Origin of the sequence: Undibacterium cyanobacteriorum, assembly GCF_031326225.1 — a bacterium.
Classification (GTDB): Bacteria; Pseudomonadota; Gammaproteobacteria; order Burkholderiales; family Burkholderiaceae_D; genus Undibacterium; species Undibacterium cyanobacteriorum.
Genome location: NZ_CP133720.1, coordinates 626,364 through 648,863, shown reverse-complemented (window position 1 = coordinate 648,863; position 22,500 = coordinate 626,364). Strand labels below are relative to the sequence as shown.

Annotated in this window: 24 protein-coding genes; 23 read left to right on the top strand and 1 reads right to left on the bottom strand. The window is 48.9% G+C overall.

Annotated features, from left to right (window positions below; genetic code table 11):
- The first annotated feature begins 211 nt into the window (after positions 1-211).
- From RF679_RS02575 to ald, 20 genes are all read left to right on the top strand, one after another.
- Positions 212-445, top strand: a complete 234-nt coding sequence (locus RF679_RS02575; RefSeq protein ID WP_309482671.1) for a hypothetical protein — start codon at positions 212-214, stop codon at positions 443-445.
- Positions 446-462: 17 nt separating this feature from the next.
- Complete coding sequence (gene lipB, locus RF679_RS02570; RefSeq protein ID WP_309482670.1) at positions 463-1,197, top strand: lipoyl(octanoyl) transferase LipB; 735 nt, start codon at positions 463-465, stop codon at positions 1,195-1,197.
- Positions 1,198-1,203: 6 nt separating this feature from the next.
- Complete coding sequence (gene lipA, locus RF679_RS02565) at positions 1,204-2,184, top strand: lipoyl synthase (RefSeq protein ID WP_309482669.1); 981 nt, start codon at positions 1,204-1,206, stop codon at positions 2,182-2,184.
- A 302-nt stretch (positions 2,185-2,486) separates the two neighbouring features.
- Positions 2,487-2,744 carry a hypothetical protein gene (locus tag RF679_RS02560; RefSeq protein ID WP_309482668.1) on the top strand — a complete coding sequence of 86 codons (258 nt, stop codon included), beginning with the start codon at positions 2,487-2,489 and terminating at the stop codon, positions 2,742-2,744.
- A gap of 189 nt (positions 2,745-2,933) precedes the next feature.
- Positions 2,934-3,239: a hypothetical protein gene (locus tag RF679_RS02555; protein WP_309482667.1), complete on the top strand. Its 306-nt coding sequence runs from the start codon at positions 2,934-2,936 to the stop codon at positions 3,237-3,239.
- Positions 3,240-3,547: 308 nt separating this feature from the next.
- On the top strand, positions 3,548-4,324 hold the full coding sequence (minC, locus tag RF679_RS02550) for a septum site-determining protein MinC (protein WP_309482666.1): 777 nt from the start codon (positions 3,548-3,550) through the stop codon (positions 4,322-4,324).
- A 131-nt stretch (positions 4,325-4,455) separates the two neighbouring features.
- The gene (gene minD, locus RF679_RS02545) at positions 4,456-5,271 is read left to right on the top strand and encodes a septum site-determining protein MinD (RefSeq protein ID WP_309482665.1); all 816 of its coding nucleotides are present in this window, start codon (positions 4,456-4,458) and stop codon (positions 5,269-5,271) included.
- A gap of 1 nt (position 5,272) precedes the next feature.
- Complete coding sequence (gene minE / locus RF679_RS02540) at positions 5,273-5,539, top strand: cell division topological specificity factor MinE (protein ID WP_309482664.1); 267 nt, start codon at positions 5,273-5,275, stop codon at positions 5,537-5,539.
- Between the two features lie 239 nt (positions 5,540-5,778).
- Positions 5,779-6,471: a response regulator transcription factor gene (locus RF679_RS02535; protein ID WP_309482663.1), complete on the top strand. Its 693-nt coding sequence runs from the start codon at positions 5,779-5,781 to the stop codon at positions 6,469-6,471.
- Between the two features lie 72 nt (positions 6,472-6,543).
- Positions 6,544-8,319: a FecR family protein gene (locus tag RF679_RS02530; protein ID WP_309482662.1), complete on the top strand. Its 1,776-nt coding sequence runs from the start codon at positions 6,544-6,546 to the stop codon at positions 8,317-8,319.
- Positions 8,320-8,332: 13 nt separating this feature from the next.
- Positions 8,333-10,816, top strand: coding sequence for a CHASE2 domain-containing protein (locus RF679_RS02525; protein ID WP_309482661.1), 2,484 nt, complete (start codon positions 8,333-8,335; stop codon positions 10,814-10,816).
- A gap of 178 nt (positions 10,817-10,994) precedes the next feature.
- A complete protein-coding gene (gene hemA, locus RF679_RS02520) occupies positions 10,995-12,269 on the top strand; it encodes a glutamyl-tRNA reductase (RefSeq protein ID WP_309482660.1) in 1,275 nt (424 codons plus the stop codon).
- A gap of 187 nt (positions 12,270-12,456) precedes the next feature.
- Positions 12,457-13,536: a peptide chain release factor 1 gene (gene prfA / locus RF679_RS02515; protein WP_309482659.1), complete on the top strand. Its 1,080-nt coding sequence runs from the start codon at positions 12,457-12,459 to the stop codon at positions 13,534-13,536.
- A gap of 66 nt (positions 13,537-13,602) precedes the next feature.
- A complete protein-coding gene (locus RF679_RS02510) occupies positions 13,603-14,208 on the top strand; it encodes a hypothetical protein (RefSeq protein WP_309482658.1) in 606 nt (201 codons plus the stop codon).
- Between the two features lie 200 nt (positions 14,209-14,408).
- Positions 14,409-14,840 carry a hypothetical protein gene (locus tag RF679_RS02505; RefSeq protein ID WP_309482657.1) on the top strand — a complete coding sequence of 144 codons (432 nt, stop codon included), beginning with the start codon at positions 14,409-14,411 and terminating at the stop codon, positions 14,838-14,840.
- Positions 14,841-14,880: 40 nt separating this feature from the next.
- Positions 14,881-15,150: a hypothetical protein gene (locus RF679_RS02500; RefSeq protein ID WP_309482656.1), complete on the top strand. Its 270-nt coding sequence runs from the start codon at positions 14,881-14,883 to the stop codon at positions 15,148-15,150.
- Positions 15,151-15,207: 57 nt separating this feature from the next.
- Positions 15,208-16,011: an ankyrin repeat domain-containing protein gene (locus RF679_RS02495; RefSeq protein ID WP_309482655.1), complete on the top strand. Its 804-nt coding sequence runs from the start codon at positions 15,208-15,210 to the stop codon at positions 16,009-16,011.
- Positions 16,012-16,168: 157 nt separating this feature from the next.
- Complete coding sequence (locus RF679_RS02490; protein WP_309482654.1) at positions 16,169-16,693, top strand: ArsI/CadI family heavy metal resistance metalloenzyme; 525 nt, start codon at positions 16,169-16,171, stop codon at positions 16,691-16,693.
- Positions 16,694-16,718: 25 nt separating this feature from the next.
- Positions 16,719-17,327: a sigma-70 family RNA polymerase sigma factor gene (locus tag RF679_RS02485; protein ID WP_309482653.1), complete on the top strand. Its 609-nt coding sequence runs from the start codon at positions 16,719-16,721 to the stop codon at positions 17,325-17,327.
- A gap of 271 nt (positions 17,328-17,598) precedes the next feature.
- Entirely contained in the window at positions 17,599-18,714 is a 1,116-nt protein-coding gene (gene ald, locus RF679_RS02480) for an alanine dehydrogenase (RefSeq protein WP_309482652.1), read from the top strand.
- Between the two features lie 131 nt (positions 18,715-18,845).
- Here ald and RF679_RS02475 read toward each other — a convergent pair whose 3' ends face one another.
- Positions 18,846-19,490, bottom strand: a complete 645-nt coding sequence (locus tag RF679_RS02475; protein WP_309482651.1) for a head GIN domain-containing protein — start codon at positions 19,488-19,490, stop codon at positions 18,846-18,848.
- A gap of 456 nt (positions 19,491-19,946) precedes the next feature.
- Here RF679_RS02475 and RF679_RS02470 point away from each other — a divergent pair, with 456 nt between their 5' ends.
- The 3 genes from RF679_RS02470 to RF679_RS02460 all read left to right on the top strand — a co-directional run bounded on the left by RF679_RS02470 (position 19,947) and on the right by RF679_RS02460 (position 22,436).
- The gene (locus tag RF679_RS02470) at positions 19,947-20,408 is read left to right on the top strand and encodes an Hsp20 family protein (RefSeq protein ID WP_309482650.1); all 462 of its coding nucleotides are present in this window, start codon (positions 19,947-19,949) and stop codon (positions 20,406-20,408) included.
- Between the two features lie 303 nt (positions 20,409-20,711).
- On the top strand, positions 20,712-21,923 hold the full coding sequence (locus RF679_RS02465) for a toxic anion resistance protein (RefSeq protein ID WP_309482649.1): 1,212 nt from the start codon (positions 20,712-20,714) through the stop codon (positions 21,921-21,923).
- A gap of 72 nt (positions 21,924-21,995) precedes the next feature.
- Positions 21,996-22,436: a YiaA/YiaB family inner membrane protein gene (locus RF679_RS02460; protein WP_309482648.1), complete on the top strand. Its 441-nt coding sequence runs from the start codon at positions 21,996-21,998 to the stop codon at positions 22,434-22,436.
- Positions 22,437-22,500 lie beyond the last annotated feature (64 nt).

Below are 22,500 nucleotides of genomic sequence, written 5' to 3'. Positions count from 1 at the left end.
CACTCCCTATTGATGCTTTAGGCTCAGCGAAAGATCGTGCATAGAACAGTCAATCATTGAGCAACCGAGACTTCATCTAGATCAACGTCAAACAAAACAGTTTTGCGTAGAATGATGGACTCAAGTCGTACAAGATCGTGGACAATGGCGAGCCTTACCATCGGTATAAAATGACGGACGATGACTTCTTCGTGTTTTGCTTAAAGACTTTATGAATTCTCAGATCACGGAAAAACTACAGGCGATCGTAGTGCGGCAAAAACCCGAGGCACGCTTTGTGATTATGTCGAATATGTTGGGCCTCGACGTGAAAGATTTTGATGCACTAGCGCAGCAGTGGATTCGACATGGAGGCCCTGGATTTATCGTCGATGGCATTCCTTTTCGCAAGGTCATAGACGGTCAGTTTTATATTCAACGGGTGACGGTAAAACGGCTTGGCTAAACAGTGCTTGGTCGCGCATGAGCGATCAAGCCCACCCAGAACAACACAGTTTCAGTTTAAAAATCTTCAGTAAGCACACAGTGGAATCCGACATCCTCATTCGTTATCGCGGTCAAGAAGACTATCAAAGCAGCTTCGATGCGATGCGCGCCTTTACTGATGCGCGCGACGCTGAAACAGCGGACGAGCTGTGGATCGTCGAGCATCCGCCTGTATTTACCTTAGGCTTGGGCGCTGACCGTTCCCACGTACTGGCGCCGCATGATATTCCAGTGATCCAAACTGATCGTGGCGGCGAGGTAACTTATCATGGTCCGGGCCAAGTCGTGATTTACCTGCTGATTGACTTACGTCGACGTCATACCAAAGGTCGATTATTCGCCCGTGAATTCGTCTACAAGATCGAACAAGCGGTGATTGACACCCTACAGGCGTATAATATCGCTGGAAAACGTATCGAAGGCGCCCCTGGGATCTACTTAGAGGCTGGTCCACAAGAAGGTGCGAAAATTGCCGCACTTGGCCTGAAAGTCAGAGCGAATGGCTGTACCTACCACGGTGTCTCATTAAACGTGACGATGGATCTGGCACCATTTTCGTGGATCAATCCCTGCGGTTATCAAGGTCTATTAACCGTCGATATGTTAAGCCAAGGGGTCACCGCAAGCTTGGCCGAAGTACAGCAAAATTTAGCGCGGCGATTAAGTGAATTATTTAGCGTGACATCCCTAACATCTAGCACAAATTTGTAATCCATCATGACGAACGACATCACCAACACCGCTGACAACAGCAACTACGATCCAACAGAGAAACAAAAAGGTGCGAGTAAAACTTCTCGCATTCCAATCAAGATCGTACCTGCTGAACGTTTGCCAAAACCAGATTGGATTCGCGTCAAAGCGGGTTCGCCAACCACACGCTTTTACGAAATTAAAAATATCCTGCGTTCGAATAATTTGGTGACGGTTTGTGAAGAGGCAACCTGCCCGAATATCGGCGAGTGCTTCGGCAAAGGCACCGCGACCTTCATGATCATGGGTGACAAGTGCACCCGCCGTTGCCCATTCTGCGATGTTGGTCATGGTCGCCCTGATCCTCTTGACGAAAACGAACCGCTGAACTTGGCGAAAACCATCGCCGAACTACGACTCAGTTATGTCGTGATTACTTCAGTTGATCGTGATGATTTGCGCGACGGTGGCGCAGCGCACTTTGCCGAATGTATTCGTAAGATTCGTGAATTATCACCAAGCACACGCATTGAAATCTTGACGCCTGATTTCCGTGGTCGCATGGATCGTGCCTTGGAAATTCTGAATATGGCGCCACCCGATGTCATGAATCATAATTTGGAAACCGCACCGCGTCTGTACAAAGAAGCACGCCCTGGCTCTGACTACGAATATTCACTCAATCTGTTGAAGCGCTTCAAAGAACAACATCCAGACGTGCCGACCAAATCTGGCATCATGGTTGGTCTCGGCGAAACCGATGAGGAAATCTTGCAAGTCATGCGTGACATGCGCGCTCACAATGTCGATATGCTGACCATCGGCCAATATCTTGCACCGAGTGGTCATCACCTCCCAGTGCGCCGCTATGTCCATCCTGACGTTTTCAAAATGTTCGAGGAAGAAGCCTACGAGATGGGCTTTAAACACGCTGCAGTCGGCGCGATGGTTCGCTCCAGTTACCATGCGGACCAACAAGCACACGGCGTTGAAACTGATCACTAAAACAGATCACCAAGAGCCCACGATCAGCATAGCCAGAGCCTCTGAAATAAAAAGCAAGGCAAAAAATCTAGTTTTTCTGGCCCATCGAAGATAGACGAAAAGCGAGTAGCTAAAACTACTCGCTTTTTTGTTATTACGCCTCTGCGTTACACGAAAAATTGTCTGTAAATTTACATGTTAAGTGCTCAAGTGAAGCACTTTTTACGCCGAATTAGGGAAATTCTTAGCTGGCACGATTTCTGCAAACACACAGAACATCTTTCTTCACAGCTCTCGTATTCCCAAAGGTGACGACGATGGTAATGCCTCGTATCTCTCAACTCTTCACTCTCTTCTCTGGTCACGCCAAACAGAGTGTCGTGAGTTCGTCAAATAGCACTGCAGCGGCAACTCCAGAAAAACCGCCGGTATTCGTCGAACGACGTAAGACGCCTGATCGCCGCATCGCCGAACGTCGCAAAGTCAATTGCCATCCATATTTGGATACGCGAACGAACAATGGCCGTCGTCGAAGTTTTGGTCGCCGCGCAACCGACGAACAAGTGGGACAAAATTTCTAAGTAATTTCTCAACAGGAGATTGCCGCCCCAGCCGTCCACATCAAAATATTTCCGTGTAGCATCGGATTCATTTCCCATGAAAAAGTTTTAAAGGATTTTAAGAAGAATTTAGCGAAGTTGCCGCAAAGAAGCATAAAGTTAAGGACAATCCTGTCGTAATCGCTTGGTCAGATTTTACTTTGCAAGGCCATGAGTCCATTACAAATTTTTCGCATCTTTGATTACCAGCAGCCCAATACGGGAGCACTCGGCTCGCGTACGGCAAATGGCATCCAACAATCGAAGGTGACGAGCGCCACCAACAACGCTGCGAGCGCGGATAGCTTCGTAGAACGACGCAAGACACCCGATCGTCGTGGTAACGACCGTCGCGAAAAACAGCAAGCGACGTTTTTGAACACGCGCAAAACGCAGGGGCGTCGCCAGACCGCTGGACGTCGTGCCAGCGACAGCGAAGTCAAACTGGACTACAAACCGATTTCGCTGAAGGGCTGAGAACCGTACTCCTAACGCACAAATATTTTCCACGTGGAAATTAAGTGGACTTATCACCGCCTGTTTCGCTTTACTCGATTCCCACTCTATGCGATAGATCGCAACAGTTTGCGCCGTTTATCCTGAAAAACCGCGAAAATCCGCGTTTGGACTCAATCCTCTTTTGCTAACTGTCGCATCAATTGGTACGATGTAGGCTTGTACTAAATCAGCAAATTTGACAGCACTTCTTGCGTCTCGATGCTGATGAAGAAAATACTTTTTTACCCCAATTGATCCTCGATGATCCTGTTACTGAATCGCTTTTTATGCAAAATAGTCTGACACGCAAACCAATAGAAATAAAAATATCCACGGTCGTGGCAGTCGCTGTAAGTCTTAATGAATGCGCTCTTACAAAGCTCGAGCAAGCTCTCAAGGACATGACTGGAGGCGCGCCAGATTTCTTTGACGACGAATTCGCTATCCTCGATTTAGAGGCGGTGCAAGCCGAAACCATGGATTGGCCAGCGCTTCTGTCTTTGTTCCGTTCTTTTGGTTTAAACGTGGTCGCTGTTCGCAATGCGCGTGAAGATGAGCATGCAGCGATTCGTGCGCATGGTTTGACGATCGACGTCGTCAGCAAGGCACGTCCAGAAGTTCCTCACGAAGCGCCTGCAGCACCACCTGCACCCGTTGCACCCGCGGTTGCACCAGCGCCCGCAGCGGTTGTGGCTGAACCCGTCGCCGCAATGCCAACTCACATCCCTGCGATGATTATCGATACTCCGGTGCGTGCCGGACAACGCGTATATGCGCGGGGTTGCGATTTGATCGTTACAGCTTCAGTGAACAATGGTGCAGAAGTCATCGCGGATGGCAGCATTCACATCTACGCACCGCTGCGTGGGCGTGCTTTGGCTGGTGCACGTGGTAACACTGAAGCGCGTATCTTCGCGGCAGCGATGGAAGCAGAACTGGTCTCGATCGCCGGAATTTATCGAACCTTCGATAATGGCTTTCCAGAATTCAAAGCCAATCAGCCCGTTCAAATCAAGCTGGTTGGAGATAGTATTGAAATGACGTCGATGAAAACGAACTCCTAAAGGCTTCGAAAAACATCGACAATTTGAGCATTTGAGCAGTTCAACACTCAAACTCAATAACAAATTATGTGTAAATAATGCTCTTGAGCGCGCACTTTGAAACGCCTCAAGATTTTTTAAAGGAGTACTCTGTGGCAAGAATCATCGTTGTGACATCTGGTAAAGGTGGCGTCGGCAAAACGACCTCTAGTGCAAGTTTCGCGACTGGCTTGGCCTTACGTGGCCACAAAACAGCAGTGCTCGATTTCGACGTCGGTTTGCGCAATCTCGACTTGATCATGGGTTGTGAACGCCGCGTGGTCTATGATTTGGTAAATGTCATCAGTGGTGAAGCGACCCTGAACCAAGCCTTAATCAAAGATAAGCACTGTGAAAATCTCTTCATTTTGCCAGCCTCACAAACACGCGATAAAGATGCATTGACCGAAGAAGGTGTCGAAAAAGTACTCGACGATTTGATCGCAATGGGCTTTGAATACATCGTCTGCGATTCACCTGCGGGTATCGAACGCGGTGCGGTGATGGCTTTAACCTTCGCTGACGAAGCCATCGTCGTCACGAATCCAGAGGTTTCATCGGTCCGTGACTCCGATCGCATTTTGGGCATCATTCAAGCAAAATCAAAACGTGCTCAGCAAGGTGGAGAGCCAGTGAAAGAGCATCTCTTGATCACACGTTACTCGCCAAAACGCGTCGAAGCCGGTGAAATGTTGTCCTATACTGACGTTCAAGAAATCTTGCGGATTCCTTTGATTGGCGTGATTCCTGAATCAGAAGCAGTCTTGCATGCATCCAATCAAGGTAACCCAGCGATCCACATCAAAGGCAGCGATGTTTCGGATGCCTATACTGATGTCGTCGCTCGTTTCTTAGGTGAAGAGCCACCGCTCCGCTTTATCAACTACGAAAAGCCAGGTTTGCTGCAACGTATTTTTGGAGGTAAGTGAGATGGATTTGCTCTCATTTTTATTTAACAATAAGCCGAAGAGCGCCAGCACTGCGAAAGAACGTCTGCGTATCATCATCGAAAGTGAGCGCAATGGCGGTCGCGAGGGCAATGATTTCCTTCCTGCGCTGCGTCAAGAGTTGATTGCTGTAATCTCGAAATACACGAAAGTCAATCCAGATGACATCAAGGTTTCGCTCGACAAGCAAGGTAACCTTGAAGTGCTCGATGTGAATGTCATTTTGCCAGACGTTGACTCACGTACTTGAATTTAGAACCAATGCCGAGGGACACAGAAATTTTGAAAACTGAAGAAGAAAAAACTTCGAGGTCGACCATTTTTTTGCCTCCCTCAGCATCTTCTCTGCAGCATCTCAGCACCCATAAACGGTGCATGAAATACGTAGTAAAAATGTAGCCGTGATTCAGCATCTTGCGTGGCCTTTCTTTGAAGGCTACACGCAATAACGAAAAGAACGATCTTAGCAACACTTACGATTGAGAATTTATGCGAATTGCCATCCTTGATGACGACCAAAATTTGCTAGACCTGACTGCCGCAACACTGACCAGTGCAGGTCATGTCTGCCATACTTTTTCGAGTGGTAAGGCAATGATGCATCAGTTGCATCGAGAGAGCTTCGACCTTTTGATTCTTGATTGGCATGTACCCGACCTTAACGGCACAGAAATTCTGAAGTGGGTTCGTGAAAAACTGTCCGCAACGCTTCCTGTCTTATTCATGACGAGTCGTTCCGGTGAAGATGATATCGTGGCCGGACTCGCAGCGGGCGCCGATGATTACATGATCAAGCCTATCCGCCGCGCTGAGTTGGTGGCGCGAGTGCAAGCTCTCCTGCGCCGCGCTTATCCAACTCAAACCGCGAGTGAAATCGTTAACTTCGGCCCCTACGAATTCGATGTACGGGCTAGTCGCGCCAAACTCAATGGAGAAGAAATCGAACTCACACAAAAAGAGTTCGACCTCGCACTTTTGCTTTTCCAAAATCTTAGCCGCCCGCTCTCCCGTGCGTATATTCTCGAAGCAGTCTGGTCGCGCGATATCGAAGTACCTTCACGTACGATGGATACGCACATTTCCCGAGTGCGCAGCAAACTCGACCTGCGTCCTGAAAACGGATACCGCCTCGCTCCCGTTTATTCTTACGGCTACCGTTTAGAGCAGATCGGTAAAGACTAATTTTTGACATCGACTTGTCGTTCACAAACACAGGCGCAATCTCTCCAGGTGTGCGCGCCGAGTGGAGATTTTATGTACCCATTGACACCGACCAGCCCTGGTTTGAAACACACAGGGCCACACTCGTTTCGTTTCCTAGCGATTTTCCATAAGCTGAATCTCATCAGCCTCTGCATCATCTTATGCCTCGGACTTGGCGCCTTTAACTCTTTCAGCCACGCGCAAACTGTCAAGTCCAAAGGAAAGCCAGGCAGCACTGAAATTGTCGCAGGCGATTTGGTGTATTACGCCCAAGAGCGGGACACCTTGATGTCGCTCGCCAAACAATTCACTGACAAAACGGCCCACTGGGAAGCGATAGGCAAACGCAATAACATCAGTAACGAACGCGCTATCCCGATTGGATCTGCGGTGATTATTCCTGCCGAATTACTCACCGAAGAACCAGCGCCAGCACGTGTCGCAGCTCTCGCCGGCACCGTCAGTGTAATCGCTAAGAACGGCAAAGAAGAGGTGCTTGCGGTGGGCAGCATTTTGGCGGAGGGATCGCAAATCAATACCGGCAAAAATGGCTTTGTGACACTCGCACTCGTCGATGAATCACGCGTATCGATTCCTTCCAACAGCCAAGCTTTGCTGGCGAAAATTCGCGTCACCAAATTCACGAAAAGTCCTCGTACCGAAATCAAACTACTCGATGGTCGCGTCGAATCGCAGGTCAGCAAACTCGAAGCAAACAAAGGACGTTTCGAAGTCCGTTCTAAACTGGCGATCGCTGGAGTGCGAGGGACCCACTTCCGCGTTGGAGTCAATGAGACCGGTATCGCCAACGAAGTCCTCGAAGGTGGCGTCGCAGTGGGTCAAGTCGAAAAACCAAACGCCTTAGTACTACCAGCTGGACAGGGTAATATCGTCTCTTCCTCTGGTGTAGGGCAGCCAATCAAATTGCTGGCGCCCCCGAGACTCGTTGACGGTTACCAATTGCAAGCGCAAGTGCGTCCAGAGTTCAAGGTAGAGGCTGTCGAGAATGGCGTCGACTACCGCGCACAAATTACGCGCGACGCACAAGCACTCGACGTGGTCGCCGAAAGCATGGCACAGAATCAGCAGTTTCAATTCCCAGAAATCGCTGATGGACAATACTTTTTGCGCGTGACCGCCATCGATACCCATCGCTTAGAAGGAATGCCAAGCATCTTTCCTTTCAAGGTAAAAGCAACGCCTGCCCCACCATTTCCATTAGCGCCCAAGCATAAGATTCGCATTAAGACTGTCGAATTTAAATGGACCTCAATTCCCAATGCACGCAGCTATCATCTGCAAGTCGCCAAGGATGCTGCATTCCAACAATTGGTGTTAGATCAGGACCAGATTGCGACGAACAATTGGAAGACCGATGCAATCAGCCTTGGCGACTATTACTGGCGCGTGGCGACAGTGATGGAGAATGAATCGCCGAGTGGCAAACAAGTCGATCAAGGACCATATTCGGGCCCGCAGAGTTTTCGCGTCTTAGCAGGGCAAACTGTACATCCTTTCGTTGACAAAGGAAGCAATACGCTTGAATTTACGTGGCCGTCCGAATCTGGTCAGCGCTTCCTCGTGCAAGTGGCCAGCGATGTAGAATTCAAAAAGATCCTCTTCAATCAAGAGGTCAACCAAGCCAAAGCATTGATGCCACGTCCAGAATCGGGTTTTTACTATATTCGCGTGCGCGCCACCGATGCGGATCGCTTCATCGGCGCCTTTTCCGAACCGCAAAAATTTGAAATCGGCCTCCGTTGGACCACCGGTACAGGCGATGCTCTGCAATCGAGTTCTGGTAGCGTAACACCAAGCGTGAAGTAGTTGGTACAGTCTCATGAATGACGCCAGCAAAGCGAAAGCAGTCGCACACCAGACCACAGCAGTCCCTCATCTACGTCTAGGCCTGCGCGACTGCCTGATGCTGGCGATCATACTGATCCTGATCAACGCGTTCCTGATTTACAGTAATAGTCTGAAGCGCTTCGATCAAAGCCTTTACGACAAACTCTTGCAAGTGCAAACCCATCGCGCCCATGATGACATCGTCATCGTCGCGATCGACGACTATAGTCTTAAAGAAATTGGCAAATGGCCATGGAACCGACAAATTCACGCGCAATTGCTAGAACGACTGCAAGCTGCTAAGCCTAAAGCAATTGGTTTTGATGTGGTGTTTACGGAGGCTCAGCCTGGTAATTCCAACGGCATCATTTCTTCTAGTAGTGATGAGGCCTTCGCCAATGCGCTCAAGGCCTCGGGCAAGGTCGTCTTGCCGATGACTTCATTAGAAGCTGGGCGAGGTCTGCAAGCCGAATTACCTTTACCACTCTTTGCCAATGCCAGTCGCGCAGTCGGCCACAACCATATTGAACTTGATGATGATGGTGTCGCTCGTAGCGTTTTCTTACGTGAAGGTACCCAAGGACAATGGTGGTCACACTTTGTTTTAGAGTTATACAAAGTCGGACGCACGACGCAAGCCGACAAATCCATCCAGTCAGCAAACGACGCGGCACCAGTGAGTGTCGATCATTTCAGCGGTGCGTTTAGTACTGATCCCGGCATCTGGCATCGCGATTGGCGCTTCCTGATTCCTTACTATGGCGGCAGTGGTCATTTCAAATCGATTCCCTATGTGGCGGTACTCAAAGGAGAAGTGTCTGCACAAGTTTTTCAAAATAAATATGTCTTAATCGGTGCTACTGCGCAAGGCATGGCGGATGCTTTTCCCACACCTGTCACATCGAATCAAGGTTTGCTTGCTGGGGTGGAAGTCAATGCCAACATCTTAGCCAGCTTGCTCGACCACCGCAGTATTCTGCAGGCACCAGCCTGGCAACTGTGGCTCGTTAGTAGCGCCGTCCTTTGTTTAAGTTTGTTCAGCTTTGTACTGTTCTCGCCTCGGGTAGCACTGATCATTGGTGCGAGCATGGTTGTTTTAAGCTTGATCACCAGCGTAGTGTTGCTGCGCTTTGGTTTGTGGTTGCCACCTGCCTCGACAGTGGTGGTCTTAGTGCTTAGCTACCCTCTATGGAGTTGGCGACGTTTGGAAACGGCCATCGATTTTCTCGGGCAAGAATTTATTCGACTCGACCAAGAACCGCATCTTCTACCAGAACTCAACCCAGATATGACGATCAAAGATCGCCATCTCACCATCGCCAAAAACGAAATACAAGATAAGCTCGATCGCCATATTCGCGCGATGCAAAGCGCCGCTCAACGTGTGCGTGACTTGCGTCAATTTGTCACTGATAGTTTGTATAGCTTACCTGATGCGACTCTCGTAACGACCGTTGATGGAAATGTCGTGCTCGGTAATCCTGCGGCTGCAGCCTACTTCAACAGTATCGGCATGCCACATGTGATTGACACTTTGGTGCCGTATCTGTTCTCGAACATGAGTCAGCCACACACTGAATACATCGTGCAACCACAAAAATTTAGTTGGTGGCATATCCTCGATTTGGATCAAACAGAACTATTAAGTAAGGGTGTCGAAGTTGAAGACCCCAAGGGACGCGACCTCATCATTAAAAGCGCACCGTGCTACACCAGTGAAAAAGTCTTGATTGGTTGGATTATCAGCATCATTGATATCTCCGAGATCCGCCAAGCCGAACGTCGCCGCGATGAGATGCTGCACTTCATCTCGCATGATATGCGCGCACCTCAGGCGTCCATCTTGGCCTTAATTGAAATGCAGAAGAATCCCGAAACGGCGATAGATCATCAAGAATTCCTAAAGCGTATTGAGAAGTCTTCGAATACCACATTAGCTTTGGCCGATAGTTTCGTACATCTGGCCCACGCTGAGTCGAGTGAATATCGTTTTCTCGAACATGATTTCCAAGATCTACTACTCGACGCCACCGAAGAAATGTGGAGTTTGGCACACAATAAACGCATTACGATCAAGACCGACATTCCAGAGGGTGAATATCCGGTCCGCGTCGATCGCAGTTTAATGACGCGTGCGCTCACCAATTTGCTTTCGAATGCGATCAAATATAGTCCAAGCGACACCACCATTAGCTGCAGCTTACAAGCCGTCACCCGCAGCTTGAGTGACTACGTGATCTGCACCATTCAGGATCAAGGTTATGGAATTGCCCGCGCTGATCAGAGTCGCTTATTCCAGCGCTTTCAACGCCTGAGCTTTGGCAAAGGGGCAGACCAAATTAAGAATGATGGTGTCGGGCTCGGTATGGTTTTTGTTAAGACCGTCATCGATCGCCATCACGCTAATATCCGTTTTCATAGCGTACCGGGACAAGGAACAAGTTTTACTATTGAAGTACCGATGAATCAGTTTTAAGTTCAACGAAGTTCGCCTAAGTGCGCTTCGGTGCAATTAGGTGCGCTTAGGTACCATCAAGTACCCATTTCATGGCAAAAATTGCATAAAAGGCCTTGATTTTTCGCAAGTTTCCCCACGCATCGATGTAAGCCTGCCGCGCTCGCGGTATAATGACGGCCTTCACCTCTGAATCATTATGCAACTACTAGCCGTCGGCCTCAATCACACGACCGCGCCTTTATCCTTGCGTGAAAAGGTCGCTTTCACACCTGAGCAAATTTCTCAGGCGGTGGTGGGTGCGCGCGACTGGTTTGTGCGCAATGGTTCACAGCAAGCGTCTGAGACGGCAGTCTTATCGACTTGCAATCGCACTGAATTGTATGCGGTGGCCGATGTGGCAAATCCTATCGACACCACCGCGCAATTTCTCGCCGATTTTCATCGTTTGCCCTACGGCGAATTACGCCCTCACCTCTACACGCTGCCACAAGACAATGCGGTACGTCACGCTTTCCGAGTCGCCTCTGGCCTCGACTCCATGGTCTTGGGCGAACCACAGATTTTGGGGCAAATGAAAGATGCGGTGCGCCAAGCCGACGAAGCTGGCGGCCTTGGCACCTATTTGCATCAACTCTTTCAACGCACTTTCGCGGTTGCCAAAGAGGTACGCAGCACCACGGAAATTGGTGCGCACAGCGTCTCCATGGCAGCGGCAGCGGTACGCTTATCGCAACGCATTTTCGACAAAATTGCAGACCAATCCGTACTGTTTATCGGTGCTGGTGAAATGATTGAATTGTGTGCGACGCACTTCGCCGCACAGAATCCGAAACGCATCACGATTGCGAACCGTACTCTAGAGCGCGGCGAGAATTTGGCGAGTCGTTTCTCGGGTCGTGCGATTCGCTTGGCCGACGTACCGAATTGTTTGCATGAGTTTGATATCGTGGTCAGTTGTACCGCCTCGACCCTGCCTATCCTCGGTCTTGGTTTAGTGGAGCGCGCCATCAAAGCGCGTCGCCATCGCCCGATGTTCATGGTCGACCTTGCCGTACCACGCGATATCGAAAAAGAAGTCGCCAAACTTGATGACGTCTTCCTCTACACAGTCGACGACCTCGCCAGCGTGGTGCAAAGCGGTCTAGAAAATCGTCATGCAGCAGTGGCGCAAGCCGAAGCGATTATCGAAACACGTGTGCAATCCTTCATGCATTGGATTGATGGCCGCCACGTGGTGCCGCTGATTCAAGATCTCCATGAAAGCAGTGAAATCCTGCGCCAACACGAGTTAGATCGTGCACGCAAGATGCTGGCGCGTGGTGAGGATATCGAACAAGTCTTGGAAGCACTCTCCAAAGGCATCACCGCCAAGTTTTTGCATGGCCCACAACAAGCCCTGCACCAAGCGCAAGGTGAAGATCGTGCGCAATTAGTGCGCCTCTTGCCACAACTTTTCCGCACCAAGCGTTAGCTGGGCTAGCTAGCCTACTTTCACGCATACATTGTTTTTCCAAATCAAACAAAACCTCTCCATACAGCGCTAAAGTGAGGCAAAAAATACGCCGAGAAACCTCAGGCATTTTTTGTTTTTCCTCCGCTTTTCCTCTGTGTCTCTGAGTCTCTGTGTTGAGAGGTTTTAAAAAATTAAAGAACACATCATGAAACCATCCATGCTCCACAAATTGGACCAACTCTCCGAACGCTTAGTCGAAGTTGGCCAACTCTTGGTACAAGAAGGCGCGACCAACGATATGGACGCCTATCGTAAATTGAATCGCGAACATGCTGAGCTCGAGCCATTGGTTGCGCTCTACAATAATTATCGACAAGCACAAAGCGATATCCTTGAAGCGCAAGAGATGCTCAATGATCCCGATATGAAAGAGTTTGCCCAGGAAGAAATTCAAGCGGGCAAGCAACGCATCGAAGAATTGCAGCGCGAACTGCAAACCATGTTGTTGCCGAAAGATCCTAACGACGAACGCAATATTTTGCTCGAGATCCGTGCCGGTACTGGTGGTGATGAGGCGGCTTTGTTTGCCGGCGATTTGTTGCGGATGTACACCCGCTATGCCGAGCGCAATCGCTGGCAAGTCGAGATCATGTCTGAATCGCCATCGGAGTTAGGCGGTTACAAAGAGGTCATCGTGCGTCTCGCAGGTTTCGGCGCCTACTCAAAATTGAAATTCGAATCCGGTGGACATCGTGTACAACGCGTGCCGGAGACGGAAGCGCAAGGTCGTATTCATACCTCGGCATGTACCGTCGCGGTGATGCCTGAAGCCGATGAACTGACCGACGTCGTCATCAACAATGCGGATCTGCGCATCGACACTTTCCGTGCTTCGGGCGCTGGTGGTCAGCACATTAACAAAACCGATTCCGCCGTGCGTATCACGCACATCCCGACTGGTATCGTGGTTGAATGCCAAGATGGTCGCAGCCAACACCAAAACAAGGCACAGGCGATGCGCGTTTTGGCGACCCGTATCATGGACGGCCAACTGCGCGAGAAGCAAGCCAAAGAAGCGGCCACGCGTAAAAGTTTGGTTGGTTCTGGTGATCGCAGCGAAAGGATTCGTACTTATAACTTCCCACAAGGACGCATGACCGATCACCGCATTAACCTCACCTTGTACAAACTCGACTTCATCATGGACGGCGACTTGAACGAGCTGACTACCGCCTTGGTGGCCGAGCATCAAGCTGAGTTGTTAGCGAGCTTGGGGGACGAGTAAATAAGCATAAGCATTCACACCCCGACAGATTTCACCAACTCACATTAATACACCAGAAAAAAAGTCATGAATATAATAAAATTTTCGTTCTTAGTCAGAGTTATAGTAGTTTTTGCCCTAATTTTAATGACTCAAGGTTGCGCAACAAGTTTTCAAGATAAGTCCGTACTTAGAACCATTTCATCAATTCAAATTAGTGAGAATGTTGAAATGCCGAAAAGTCCTACTGTCGGTGGGGCGCTAGTTTTTGGCAAACATAATCCTGAGGCAATAGGCCGGGGCGCAAATATCCTAGAAAAAACCCTGGAATACAAAGGGGTTAACTTCAAGGATTTGCTAATCTCAATTTCAAAGGAAAAGTTCGCTGACTTTTCAAACAGACTCTCCAGCAACAAAAATGGCGGTGTTGGACTTGTTGAGTTTCATGTCGTCGAATACGGATTTGTCAAAGGGTGGTATTACACATTCAGACCTCAAATCACAATACGAGCTCTCATGTTCGTCGACAAAAAACTTGCCTTCGACCGTTCATTTTCTGTTGGTGGATATACTGAAACCTATGCTGCACCGTTGGGAGGAGATCTTCCTTCGAGCGAGTACATAAAAGTTTTCAGCTCTGGAATAGAGACGATCTTAAACGAAATGCAGAAATCCCTCCAACAAGCACTATGAAAAGGGCAACATGACTCAATATGCATTGCCACAAGAAAGTTCTGGCTGAATTATTGGGAATCTTGAAGGATGAGTAATCTAGGTTAGAACGAAGGAGGCAAGTGCCTCCTTCTTTTTTCTGGCGGTACTCAATCGCTTGTTGTGGCGACCTTCAAAGAAGGTTGAAGGCTCAGAAATCGCAAGGAATGAAATCGAATCAAATGACAAACCGCAACTCAGACCGCAACTCAGACCGCAACTCAGACCGCATCTCAGACCGCATCTCAGACCAACTTCTCGCACAACGACTGCGTAATCGCATCATGGAAGTCCTTTCCATTTATTGCTGCGATGAGGATTGGGCATATCTCGGTCCCGATGAAGTCATCAATCAATGGGAGGATTTTGTTGATCATCACCGTTTCCCTCTTTTCGTTGAGCCCGTTTTCACTGAGGAAGAGCAAACTCAACTCAAGGCGTTTCACGCTCTCTGGGAACAATACTGTCAATCCACACCCAATTCGATGCCGCCGTTCGAAGTCATTCGCACCACCTCCGAATGGCAACAACTCAAACGCCAAGCAGCTGAACTCTTGCATCTGTTCGAACAACGAGGCAGACTGTCCGAAGATGTAGAAATCCTGAATGTTTGATTTCTCAAAAATTTTTGAATTGATCTCGAAAGACATCTTGATGAAAATCTTGTTTGCGCTCGCTGTACTGCTGTTTGGGCAGATGTTTGCGTATCTTCCCTATTACTCTCTGTTTGATCGCGGCTATTTTTACTGGTCGATCGGCGCAGGTGTGGCGGGCTTAGTGATGCTCTTATGGCTGCGCATTTGGCGCAAAAAGAAAGAGGATTTCGCATACGAAGACGATGGACTGTATCCGAGTACTCATAATGAATTTCTTGGATCGCAATCGATAGGGCTTACTAAGGTTCTCGATCACCACCAGGATTAAAACTGAGCTTTAAAATAGCGGTACGAAAAGCAGCAAGACGAAAAGCAGTAAGCGCTGATGCTGTCCGTGCATCTCTTAGTCTTGCTGGCAGCCCACCGCTTCCTTGTCATTACTCTCTCGTTCACGTTTCCCTCTCTTCCCATGCGCCATCCACTCAAACTCTTCGTGCTCGTGTTTGCGCTTATTGGAACTGTAGCCATCGGCACTGAAGCCATCGCCGCAGACAGCCCGGCAAAACCGAATAAAGTGATTAGCAATCTTCGCCAACAGATGTACACCATTGGTGAAACATCGGGCAAATTAGAAGACTATCTTGCCGCCGAACACAAGGCCGTATTAGAGATACGCGCATATCTTGCGCAGGGCGAAGCGACCGGACTTCAAGAGAAAACTTCGTCTGGCCAGACCCCGTTAATGGCCGCTGCGATCAATGGATACGCTGAAATCGTCGCCGAGTTACTGAAGTCTGAACAAGTCAGAGCTGGCATTAATGATACGAATCCACAAGGATTTTCAGCATGGTTACATGCGACTTGGGCATTTCGGCAATCGATGTGGGTTTGCAATCCTCAGGTATTCAAAGATCCATTCACATGGGTACCTTTATTCGTCATCCAGCCCTACTATATTCAATCCCCGGAAAATCCTTATCGTAAAACGCGTCGTTTGCTCGAACAAGCCGGTGCGATTCCGGCACCAGAAAAAGCCAAACAAAGCTGGCTCGACACATGCAAAATGCAGGACCAAAGGGTTCGATCTTTAGTTGAAAAATCGAGTGATCTGCTGGAAACCGTGCTCGCCGAAAGCCCGCTTGCTTTTGCTGAATTTTCCAAGCAACTACAAACGCAAAACAAGAAGTAAGTTTTACTGGAAATGCGATGAAATTAAAGTTACTAGAAAAGTTAGAATTGGTTGGCTATTTTTAGTTTTAGCTTTAAAAGTTTGCGACCTTTTTCAAACTCCTGCGTCTATACCAGTACATCGCAAAAACGCGACGCATTTCAATAGGAGAATGATAATGAAACGCTTTCACGTACACGTCTCAGTCGACGACTTGGCTAAGAACATCGACTTCTACACCAAGCTCTTTGGACAAGCGCCAAGCAAGCAACAGGCGGATTATGCAAAATGGATGTTAGAAGATCCACGGATCAACTTCGCAATTTCGCAACGTGGCCATGCTGTGGGACTCAATCACTTTGGCATGCAAGTTGACTCTAACGAGGAATTGGCCGCCTTGCGCTTGATGGCCGATGCGGCGTCAGATGGACAGAGTATTGATCAAGCCAATGCGACCTGCTGTTATGCCAAGAGCGAAAAGCATTGGACGCTTGATCCGCAAGGCTTGGCATGGGAACATTACTACACCATGGGTGATGCAAAAGAATTTGGCGATGATCATGCGCCCGCTGACAGCGCTTGCTGCATCCCTGTACAGGTAAATGCTGAACAGAAGGCTGCGGGCAATTGTTGTGTGCCACAAACAAATAGCACTGCCAATGTTGGTGTTACCAGCAAGGATGGCAAAGCCTGCTGCGCATAAACCTGGCTGAATAAGGAAAACAAAAATGGGTGGAAAGCTTGCCGCAAGTGTGACGAATGATCTCGGAATCGCCTACGCGAATCTGTATCAGAACTTGCGCAGCTTTCTGCGGCGCCGAGTCAGCGACGCCACGATAGCTGATGATTTGGTGCAGGACATTTTTGTGAAGGCGCTGGTCACCGATGTTTCCGGCCGCTCCATCGCCAATGTCACAGCGTGGCTCTACACAGCAGCGCGCACAACGCTGATCGACTACTATCGAGCACAAGGTGACATGCGCACCAATCATACCGATATCGACGAGTTGCACGAGATGGACCTGAACCAGCTGATTACTAAGGAAGACGATATCGCCATCCACGCCAAACTCGCGGAATGTTTGCGCCCGTTTATCGATCAACTAGCACCGAAGTATCGCGATGCCTTAATCGCCAGCGATCTCGATGGAACTAGCCTCAAACACATTGCGGACAACGAGGGCGTATCTTTATCGGCAATCAAAAGCCGCGTCAGCCGCGGTCGCATCATGCTCAAAGAAAAACTCCTAGCGTGTTGCCATGTCGAACACCAAGACGGCTTAGTCAGCGACTATTACCGCCATCCAAAACCGGCTTGTGCCAAACCCTGCACCTGAATTCGCGCATGACTTGTCCATGATTTTGTCTTGAATTTCGTACAGTCACATCACAAATGTACGGAATTCCTTACGATGTGCGAACGCACATATTTTCTCTTTCATCTAGATCAAGTTTTTAAGCCTGCGTTGTCGCGCATATCAAGCCTGCTGCCATAATTCGCCTGACTCAATTCCCTTCGCTGATCAAGCAAAGACGAATGTCACCTTATAAGAAAAAATAGACGACTGCCCAGCGTAGTCATTTTCAACCTTTCAAGAAAGAGACATCATGATAGTTGGCGTACCTAAGGAAATTAAGAACCACGAATATCGCGTCGGTATGACACCGTCTTCCGTGCGCGAATTAACTTCACGCGGTCACCATGTGTTGGTGCAAAAAAATGCAGGTGGTGAAATTGGATTGACCGATGAACAATATGTAGCGGTCGGAGCTGAATTGGTCGACACGGCCAAAGAAATTTTCGAGCGCGCCGACATGATTGTGAAAGTCAAAGAACCACAACCGGTCGAATGCGCCATGCTACGCCCTGGCCAAATCTTGTACACCTATTTGCACTTGGCACCCGACCCAGAGCAAACAGCAGCCTTGGTAAAATCTGGCGCAATCTGCATCGCCTATGAAACCATCACAGGTGCGAATGGCGGCTTGCCTTTGTTGGCACCCATGAGTGAAGTGGCAGGTCGTATGTCGATACAAGCGGGTGCAGCGCATCTCGAAAAATCAAAAGGCGGGATGGGTCTGCTGCTGGGCGGCGTGCCTGGTGTTGCACCGGCGCATATCGTCATCATCGGCGCTGGCGTGGTGGGTACCAATGCGATGCAAATGGCGGTTGGTACTGGTGCCCGCGTCACTGTGTTGGACAAGAGTGTTGATCGTTTGCGTCAACTTGATCTGGTCTACGGCAATCGCATTTCAACGGTCTATTCCAATGCACAATCGATCGAAGAAGCCGTGCTCAGCGCCGATCTCGTGATTGGTGGGGTCTTGGTGCCAGGCGCTGCGGCACCGAAGTTGGTGAGCCGCGATTTGATCTCACGCATGAAAAAAGGCGCGGTGGTGGTGGACGTGGCGATCGACCAAGGCGGTTGCTTCGAAACTTCTCATGCAACCACACATGCTGAACCGACTTATGTGGTTGATGGCGTCATCCACTACTGCGTGGCCAACATGCCAGGCGCAGTCGCACGCACTTCAACGTTTGCCTTGAACAACGCAACGGTAGGCCACGCTGTCGCTCTCGCAAGCAAAGGTTGGAAGCAAGCTTTGCGTGATGACGTGCATCTGCGGAATGGCTTGAATGTCTGCGAAGGCAAGGTCACATATGAGGCAGTAGCGCGCGATTTGGGTTATGCCTATGTTGCTGCTGATTCTGTATTGAACTGAGTTCCTAGCTCAGGCAGTAATCTGATTTACTCCCAATAGACGAGCTGTAAACACCCAATTCGAACTCAAACAAAATGGGCGACCTGTATTTTCAGGCCGCCCATTTGTTTATGGATTTTAAAGTGCTTGATTTACTTACCAGCGCTTATGCCACCGATACCATCCACGGTTTTCGAAATATTTTTTGGATTACCGTAATAAGTCAAAGAGCCAATCCCTTGTACATTCGCTTTCAACTTTTCAGATGCATACACTTTGACTGAGCCGATTCCTTCGACATTGGCATCCACGCTTTCTGCGATCAGGTCTTTCGCATCGACATGGCCAACACCTTGCGCGCGCACTTTGAGGCTATTCACTTTGCCACTCATTACGAGCAATCCAACGCCTTCATAGTTGAGATCAAAACGGTCACCGCTAATTTTCTTCACGGTCGTCATGCCTGCGCCTTCCATTTTGAATTTGGTCAAGCTTGGTGTTGTGATCACGACTTTCAAATCGTCGGAAATTCGGATATTGCCTTTTTCTTTGTAGCTGATCAGCAATTCATCGCCAACCACATCAGTCACCACTTTCGAGATGTATTTATCATCGCCCTTGACCTTGATCGAAGCAACCGGTCCCACTTCCACTTCCACGATCAAAGCACCTTGTGTGCGAATCGATGAAAAGTTGCCCGTGTTGCGCACCTGTTCGCCTGCCAAAGCCGAACCAGACATCACACTGAGGACCGTACCTGTCACGACTGCCAAACCGAACATTGTTGCTTTACGCATGATCAACTCCTAAAAATCAAGATAAGTGGTGAAATCGGCTTTGAACCTAAGGAAGATTCTGTGCCGCGTTGAGAGTAGTGTGCCGCAAAGTGTGAGGTTTGTCTGCGCTAAGCGATAGACCGACAAATTCGCTGGCTGAAATGCAAAAACACTGCGTTTTTTGTCCTCCCAAGCATCCCCCTCTTCTGGGAAAGACTGTGATTGTCGACATGTTCATTGACGAGATAATCCGGCGAAAGTGGCAGGTCTCGCAACACAAAGCTACCCAAAATAGGTACGAAAAACCGACTTTCAAGAGGCTAAATTTTTTATTTTTTTCTGTCTTGAAAAGCCTTTTTACTCTCCACATATCGGATTCAGCAGATGCTCAATGAGGTCTGCCTGCATAGTGATAACAAGTATCGTACTCACTATTATTTTCTTAATTTATCGCTTCATTTTACAAGGATAAACATCATGCGTACTTTTGACTTTTCCCCACTCTACCGTTCCGCAATTGGCTTTGACCGTTTGGCTCAATTATTCAACGAAGCCCAACGCGCCGAGTCCGCTCCAAGCTACCCACCTTACAACATTGAATTGGTCAACGAGGACCAATATCGTATCAGTATGGCGGTTGCCGGATTTGATCGCAGCGAACTGGAAATCGAAACCGAGCGTGATGTTTTGAAAGTGGTTGGCCGCAAAGCCAAACCTGAAGTACAAGGCACCTATCTGCATCGCGGCATCGCTTCGCGTGACTTCGAACATAGCTTCCGCTTGGCAGATCACGTGAAAGTCGTTGGCGCCCGTCTCGATAATGGTCTCTTGAATATTGAACTACAGCGTGAGATTCCTGAAGCGCACAAACCACGTCGTGTATTGATCGATGCTGAGCCACTGCGCACGGTCAATGTGCCGGATCAATTGGCCGCATAAGCATCCATGACACTCACTAGTAAATCCTCTCTGTAGATTGCTTTGATTTCCCTTACGGCGTAGCTGGCAACAGCTACGCTTTTTTTTATCTATCGTTCGCTGCGATTTTTCCTTGATCGCCCCGCAAAGTATCTCAAAGATATACTTTTGCAGATAAAAGTCTAAACTAAATTCAAATAAGTTGAGTTAAGTTATCCATACTGGCAAAGTGCGCAGCACAAGCAAGTCGCTTTCAGTAGTCGTTCATCTTTAGGCAGGCGACCTTCTTGTAGCACAAGAACCGACTCTTACAGGATAGACAACATGCCTCAACCCATCAACACAAGCCAGCCAGCAAGCGATGTATTACAAGCTCCTGATGCGTTCTCACCCATCACAACGGATAAAGTCGAACAGGTCTTGCCTCTAGCACCGCAGTTGCGTTCTGCCGTCGAAGATCAAGTTGAACATTTTATGCAGGCCCTTCTACAAGAAGACCTGCAAAGCGAAGACTTCAAAATGAAGTTAGATAGTGCTTTTGCTTTGGGCCGCGAAGAAATTGCCATAGCCTCCAGCCTCATGCAATCGCGCCTGATGCAAGCTAACTTCGTGGGCGTTGAAGACGGTCCCGCTTTCAAAGCAATTCAAGACATCCGTAGCCAACTTGATGCGCTCAATCCTGGCAAAGAAGGTGATCTCTTACAGCCACATAAATGGTTGGGAATTATTCCTTACGGCAGTAAGCTCACCACCTATTTTCGTAAGTACCAATCCGCATCGACACAGCTCAACAAGAGCATGCAACAACTCTACGCAGCGCGTGACGATCTACAGCGTGATGTGATTGACATTGATAGTTCAAGGACGAAGCTATGGGATGCCATGCAAAAACTGAACGCGGCAATTCACTTCGCCAAAACTCTGGATACACGCCTTCAAGAAAAACTTGATCAGCTTCAAACGATCGACAAGGCACGAGCACAAGCCTTAGAACAAGAGGTGCTGTTCTATGCACGCCAAAACCTACAAGACATGTTGACGCAACAATCAGTTTGCACCAATGCCTATCTCGCATTAGATGTCTTGAAGCGCACGGGGCGTGAATTAATGAATGGCTGCAGCCGGGTCGCCAATACAGGCATGAGCGCCCTAGTCGTCGCGCAAACGGTGGCTCGCGCCACCGGCAATCAAATCAAAGTAATGGAAAGCCTACAAAGCATCAACGCCACCATTGAGAACTTAATTACTGACACGGGACGAGCACTGAATCATCACGTCGAGAGCGTCAACCAGTTTGCGCAAAACCCAATGATAGGAATTGAGAAACTCAAAGAAATGTTTGATCAAACTTTTCAAGCAATGGATGCCATGGACAATTTCCGTAGCAAAGCGAATGATGTAATGAGACAAAACAATCAGCTATTGAATGAGCAATTGGTTCGCGCAGAAGTGTATCTCGATCGCCATCGACATGAACGCAACCGCGTCAGCTACCAGCGCGAACTAGCTGACACAGCCGGTCCAGTCGCACTGTGAAGTGCCACATTTCATCTTCAACAATCACTCTAGAACTAAGACATTTTCTTCGTACTACAGAAAGGAAAGACAATGACAACGCAATACATTATGCAACGTGACAGTAACGGTTGGCGCTTTCAAGTGTGGGTTTCATTTATTCTGGCGATACTCGCTGCTGGCGCTGGTGTTTTCCAATTACCTGGCCAAGAACTCGACCGTGCCTTTGTCGCACTCGGACTCTTTTTCAGTTTATTTGCCAGCTTCACCGTCGCCAAAATGATTCGTGACAACCGCGACGGTCAAATTGATACCAACTCATGGACCATGACTGTGTGGTCCGCATTTGCAGCGGCGCTCGCGCTCACCGCTTGGGGATTGTGGCGCATGAATATCCCCGTTTGGGAGAAGAGTTACATGGTGGTGAGTTGGCTGTTTCTGATCACCTCAACGTTCACGCTCGCAAAGACGGTACGTGATGCGCACGAAGCTGAGCTGATGGAGCGTGCCGCCGCGGCAGCGAATAAGGGATAAGACGCGGCTCTGCATGTACATGGAAACAAGAGCCTGCTCAGTTCGGCGGCTCTTGTTTATCGTT

Bases quoted from the DNA above. Each gene is read 5' to 3' on its own strand.
- RF679_RS02575 (WP_309482671.1), top strand. From the start codon at position 212: ATGAATTCTCAGATCACGGAAAAACTACAGGCGATCGTAGTGCGGCAA.
- lipB (WP_309482670.1), top strand. From the start codon at position 463: ATGAGCGATCAAGCCCACCCAGAACAACACAGTTTCAGTTTAAAAATC.
- lipA (WP_309482669.1), top strand. From the start codon at position 1,204: ATGACGAACGACATCACCAACACCGCTGACAACAGCAACTACGATCCA.
- RF679_RS02560 (WP_309482668.1), top strand. From the start codon at position 2,487: ATGCCTCGTATCTCTCAACTCTTCACTCTCTTCTCTGGTCACGCCAAA.
- RF679_RS02555 (WP_309482667.1), top strand. From the start codon at position 2,934: ATGAGTCCATTACAAATTTTTCGCATCTTTGATTACCAGCAGCCCAAT.
- minC (WP_309482666.1), top strand. From the start codon at position 3,548: ATGCAAAATAGTCTGACACGCAAACCAATAGAAATAAAAATATCCACG.
- minE (WP_309482664.1), top strand. From the start codon at position 5,273: ATGGATTTGCTCTCATTTTTATTTAACAATAAGCCGAAGAGCGCCAGC.
- RF679_RS02535 (WP_309482663.1), top strand. From the start codon at position 5,779: ATGCGAATTGCCATCCTTGATGACGACCAAAATTTGCTAGACCTGACT.
- RF679_RS02530 (WP_309482662.1), top strand. From the start codon at position 6,544: ATGTACCCATTGACACCGACCAGCCCTGGTTTGAAACACACAGGGCCA.
- RF679_RS02525 (WP_309482661.1), top strand. From the start codon at position 8,333: ATGAATGACGCCAGCAAAGCGAAAGCAGTCGCACACCAGACCACAGCA.
- hemA (WP_309482660.1), top strand. From the start codon at position 10,995: ATGCAACTACTAGCCGTCGGCCTCAATCACACGACCGCGCCTTTATCC.
- prfA (WP_309482659.1), top strand. From the start codon at position 12,457: ATGAAACCATCCATGCTCCACAAATTGGACCAACTCTCCGAACGCTTA.
- RF679_RS02510 (WP_309482658.1), top strand. From the start codon at position 13,603: ATGAATATAATAAAATTTTCGTTCTTAGTCAGAGTTATAGTAGTTTTT.
- RF679_RS02505 (WP_309482657.1), top strand. From the start codon at position 14,409: ATGACAAACCGCAACTCAGACCGCAACTCAGACCGCAACTCAGACCGC.
- RF679_RS02500 (WP_309482656.1), top strand. From the start codon at position 14,881: ATGAAAATCTTGTTTGCGCTCGCTGTACTGCTGTTTGGGCAGATGTTT.
- RF679_RS02495 (WP_309482655.1), top strand. From the start codon at position 15,208: ATGCTGTCCGTGCATCTCTTAGTCTTGCTGGCAGCCCACCGCTTCCTT.
- RF679_RS02490 (WP_309482654.1), top strand. From the start codon at position 16,169: ATGAAACGCTTTCACGTACACGTCTCAGTCGACGACTTGGCTAAGAAC.
- RF679_RS02485 (WP_309482653.1), top strand. From the start codon at position 16,719: ATGGGTGGAAAGCTTGCCGCAAGTGTGACGAATGATCTCGGAATCGCC.
- ald (WP_309482652.1), top strand. From the start codon at position 17,599: ATGATAGTTGGCGTACCTAAGGAAATTAAGAACCACGAATATCGCGTC.
- RF679_RS02475 (WP_309482651.1), bottom strand. From the start codon at position 19,490: ATGCGTAAAGCAACAATGTTCGGTTTGGCAGTCGTGACAGGTACGGTC.
- RF679_RS02470 (WP_309482650.1), top strand. From the start codon at position 19,947: ATGCGTACTTTTGACTTTTCCCCACTCTACCGTTCCGCAATTGGCTTT.
- RF679_RS02465 (WP_309482649.1), top strand. From the start codon at position 20,712: ATGCCTCAACCCATCAACACAAGCCAGCCAGCAAGCGATGTATTACAA.
- RF679_RS02460 (WP_309482648.1), top strand. From the start codon at position 21,996: ATGACAACGCAATACATTATGCAACGTGACAGTAACGGTTGGCGCTTT.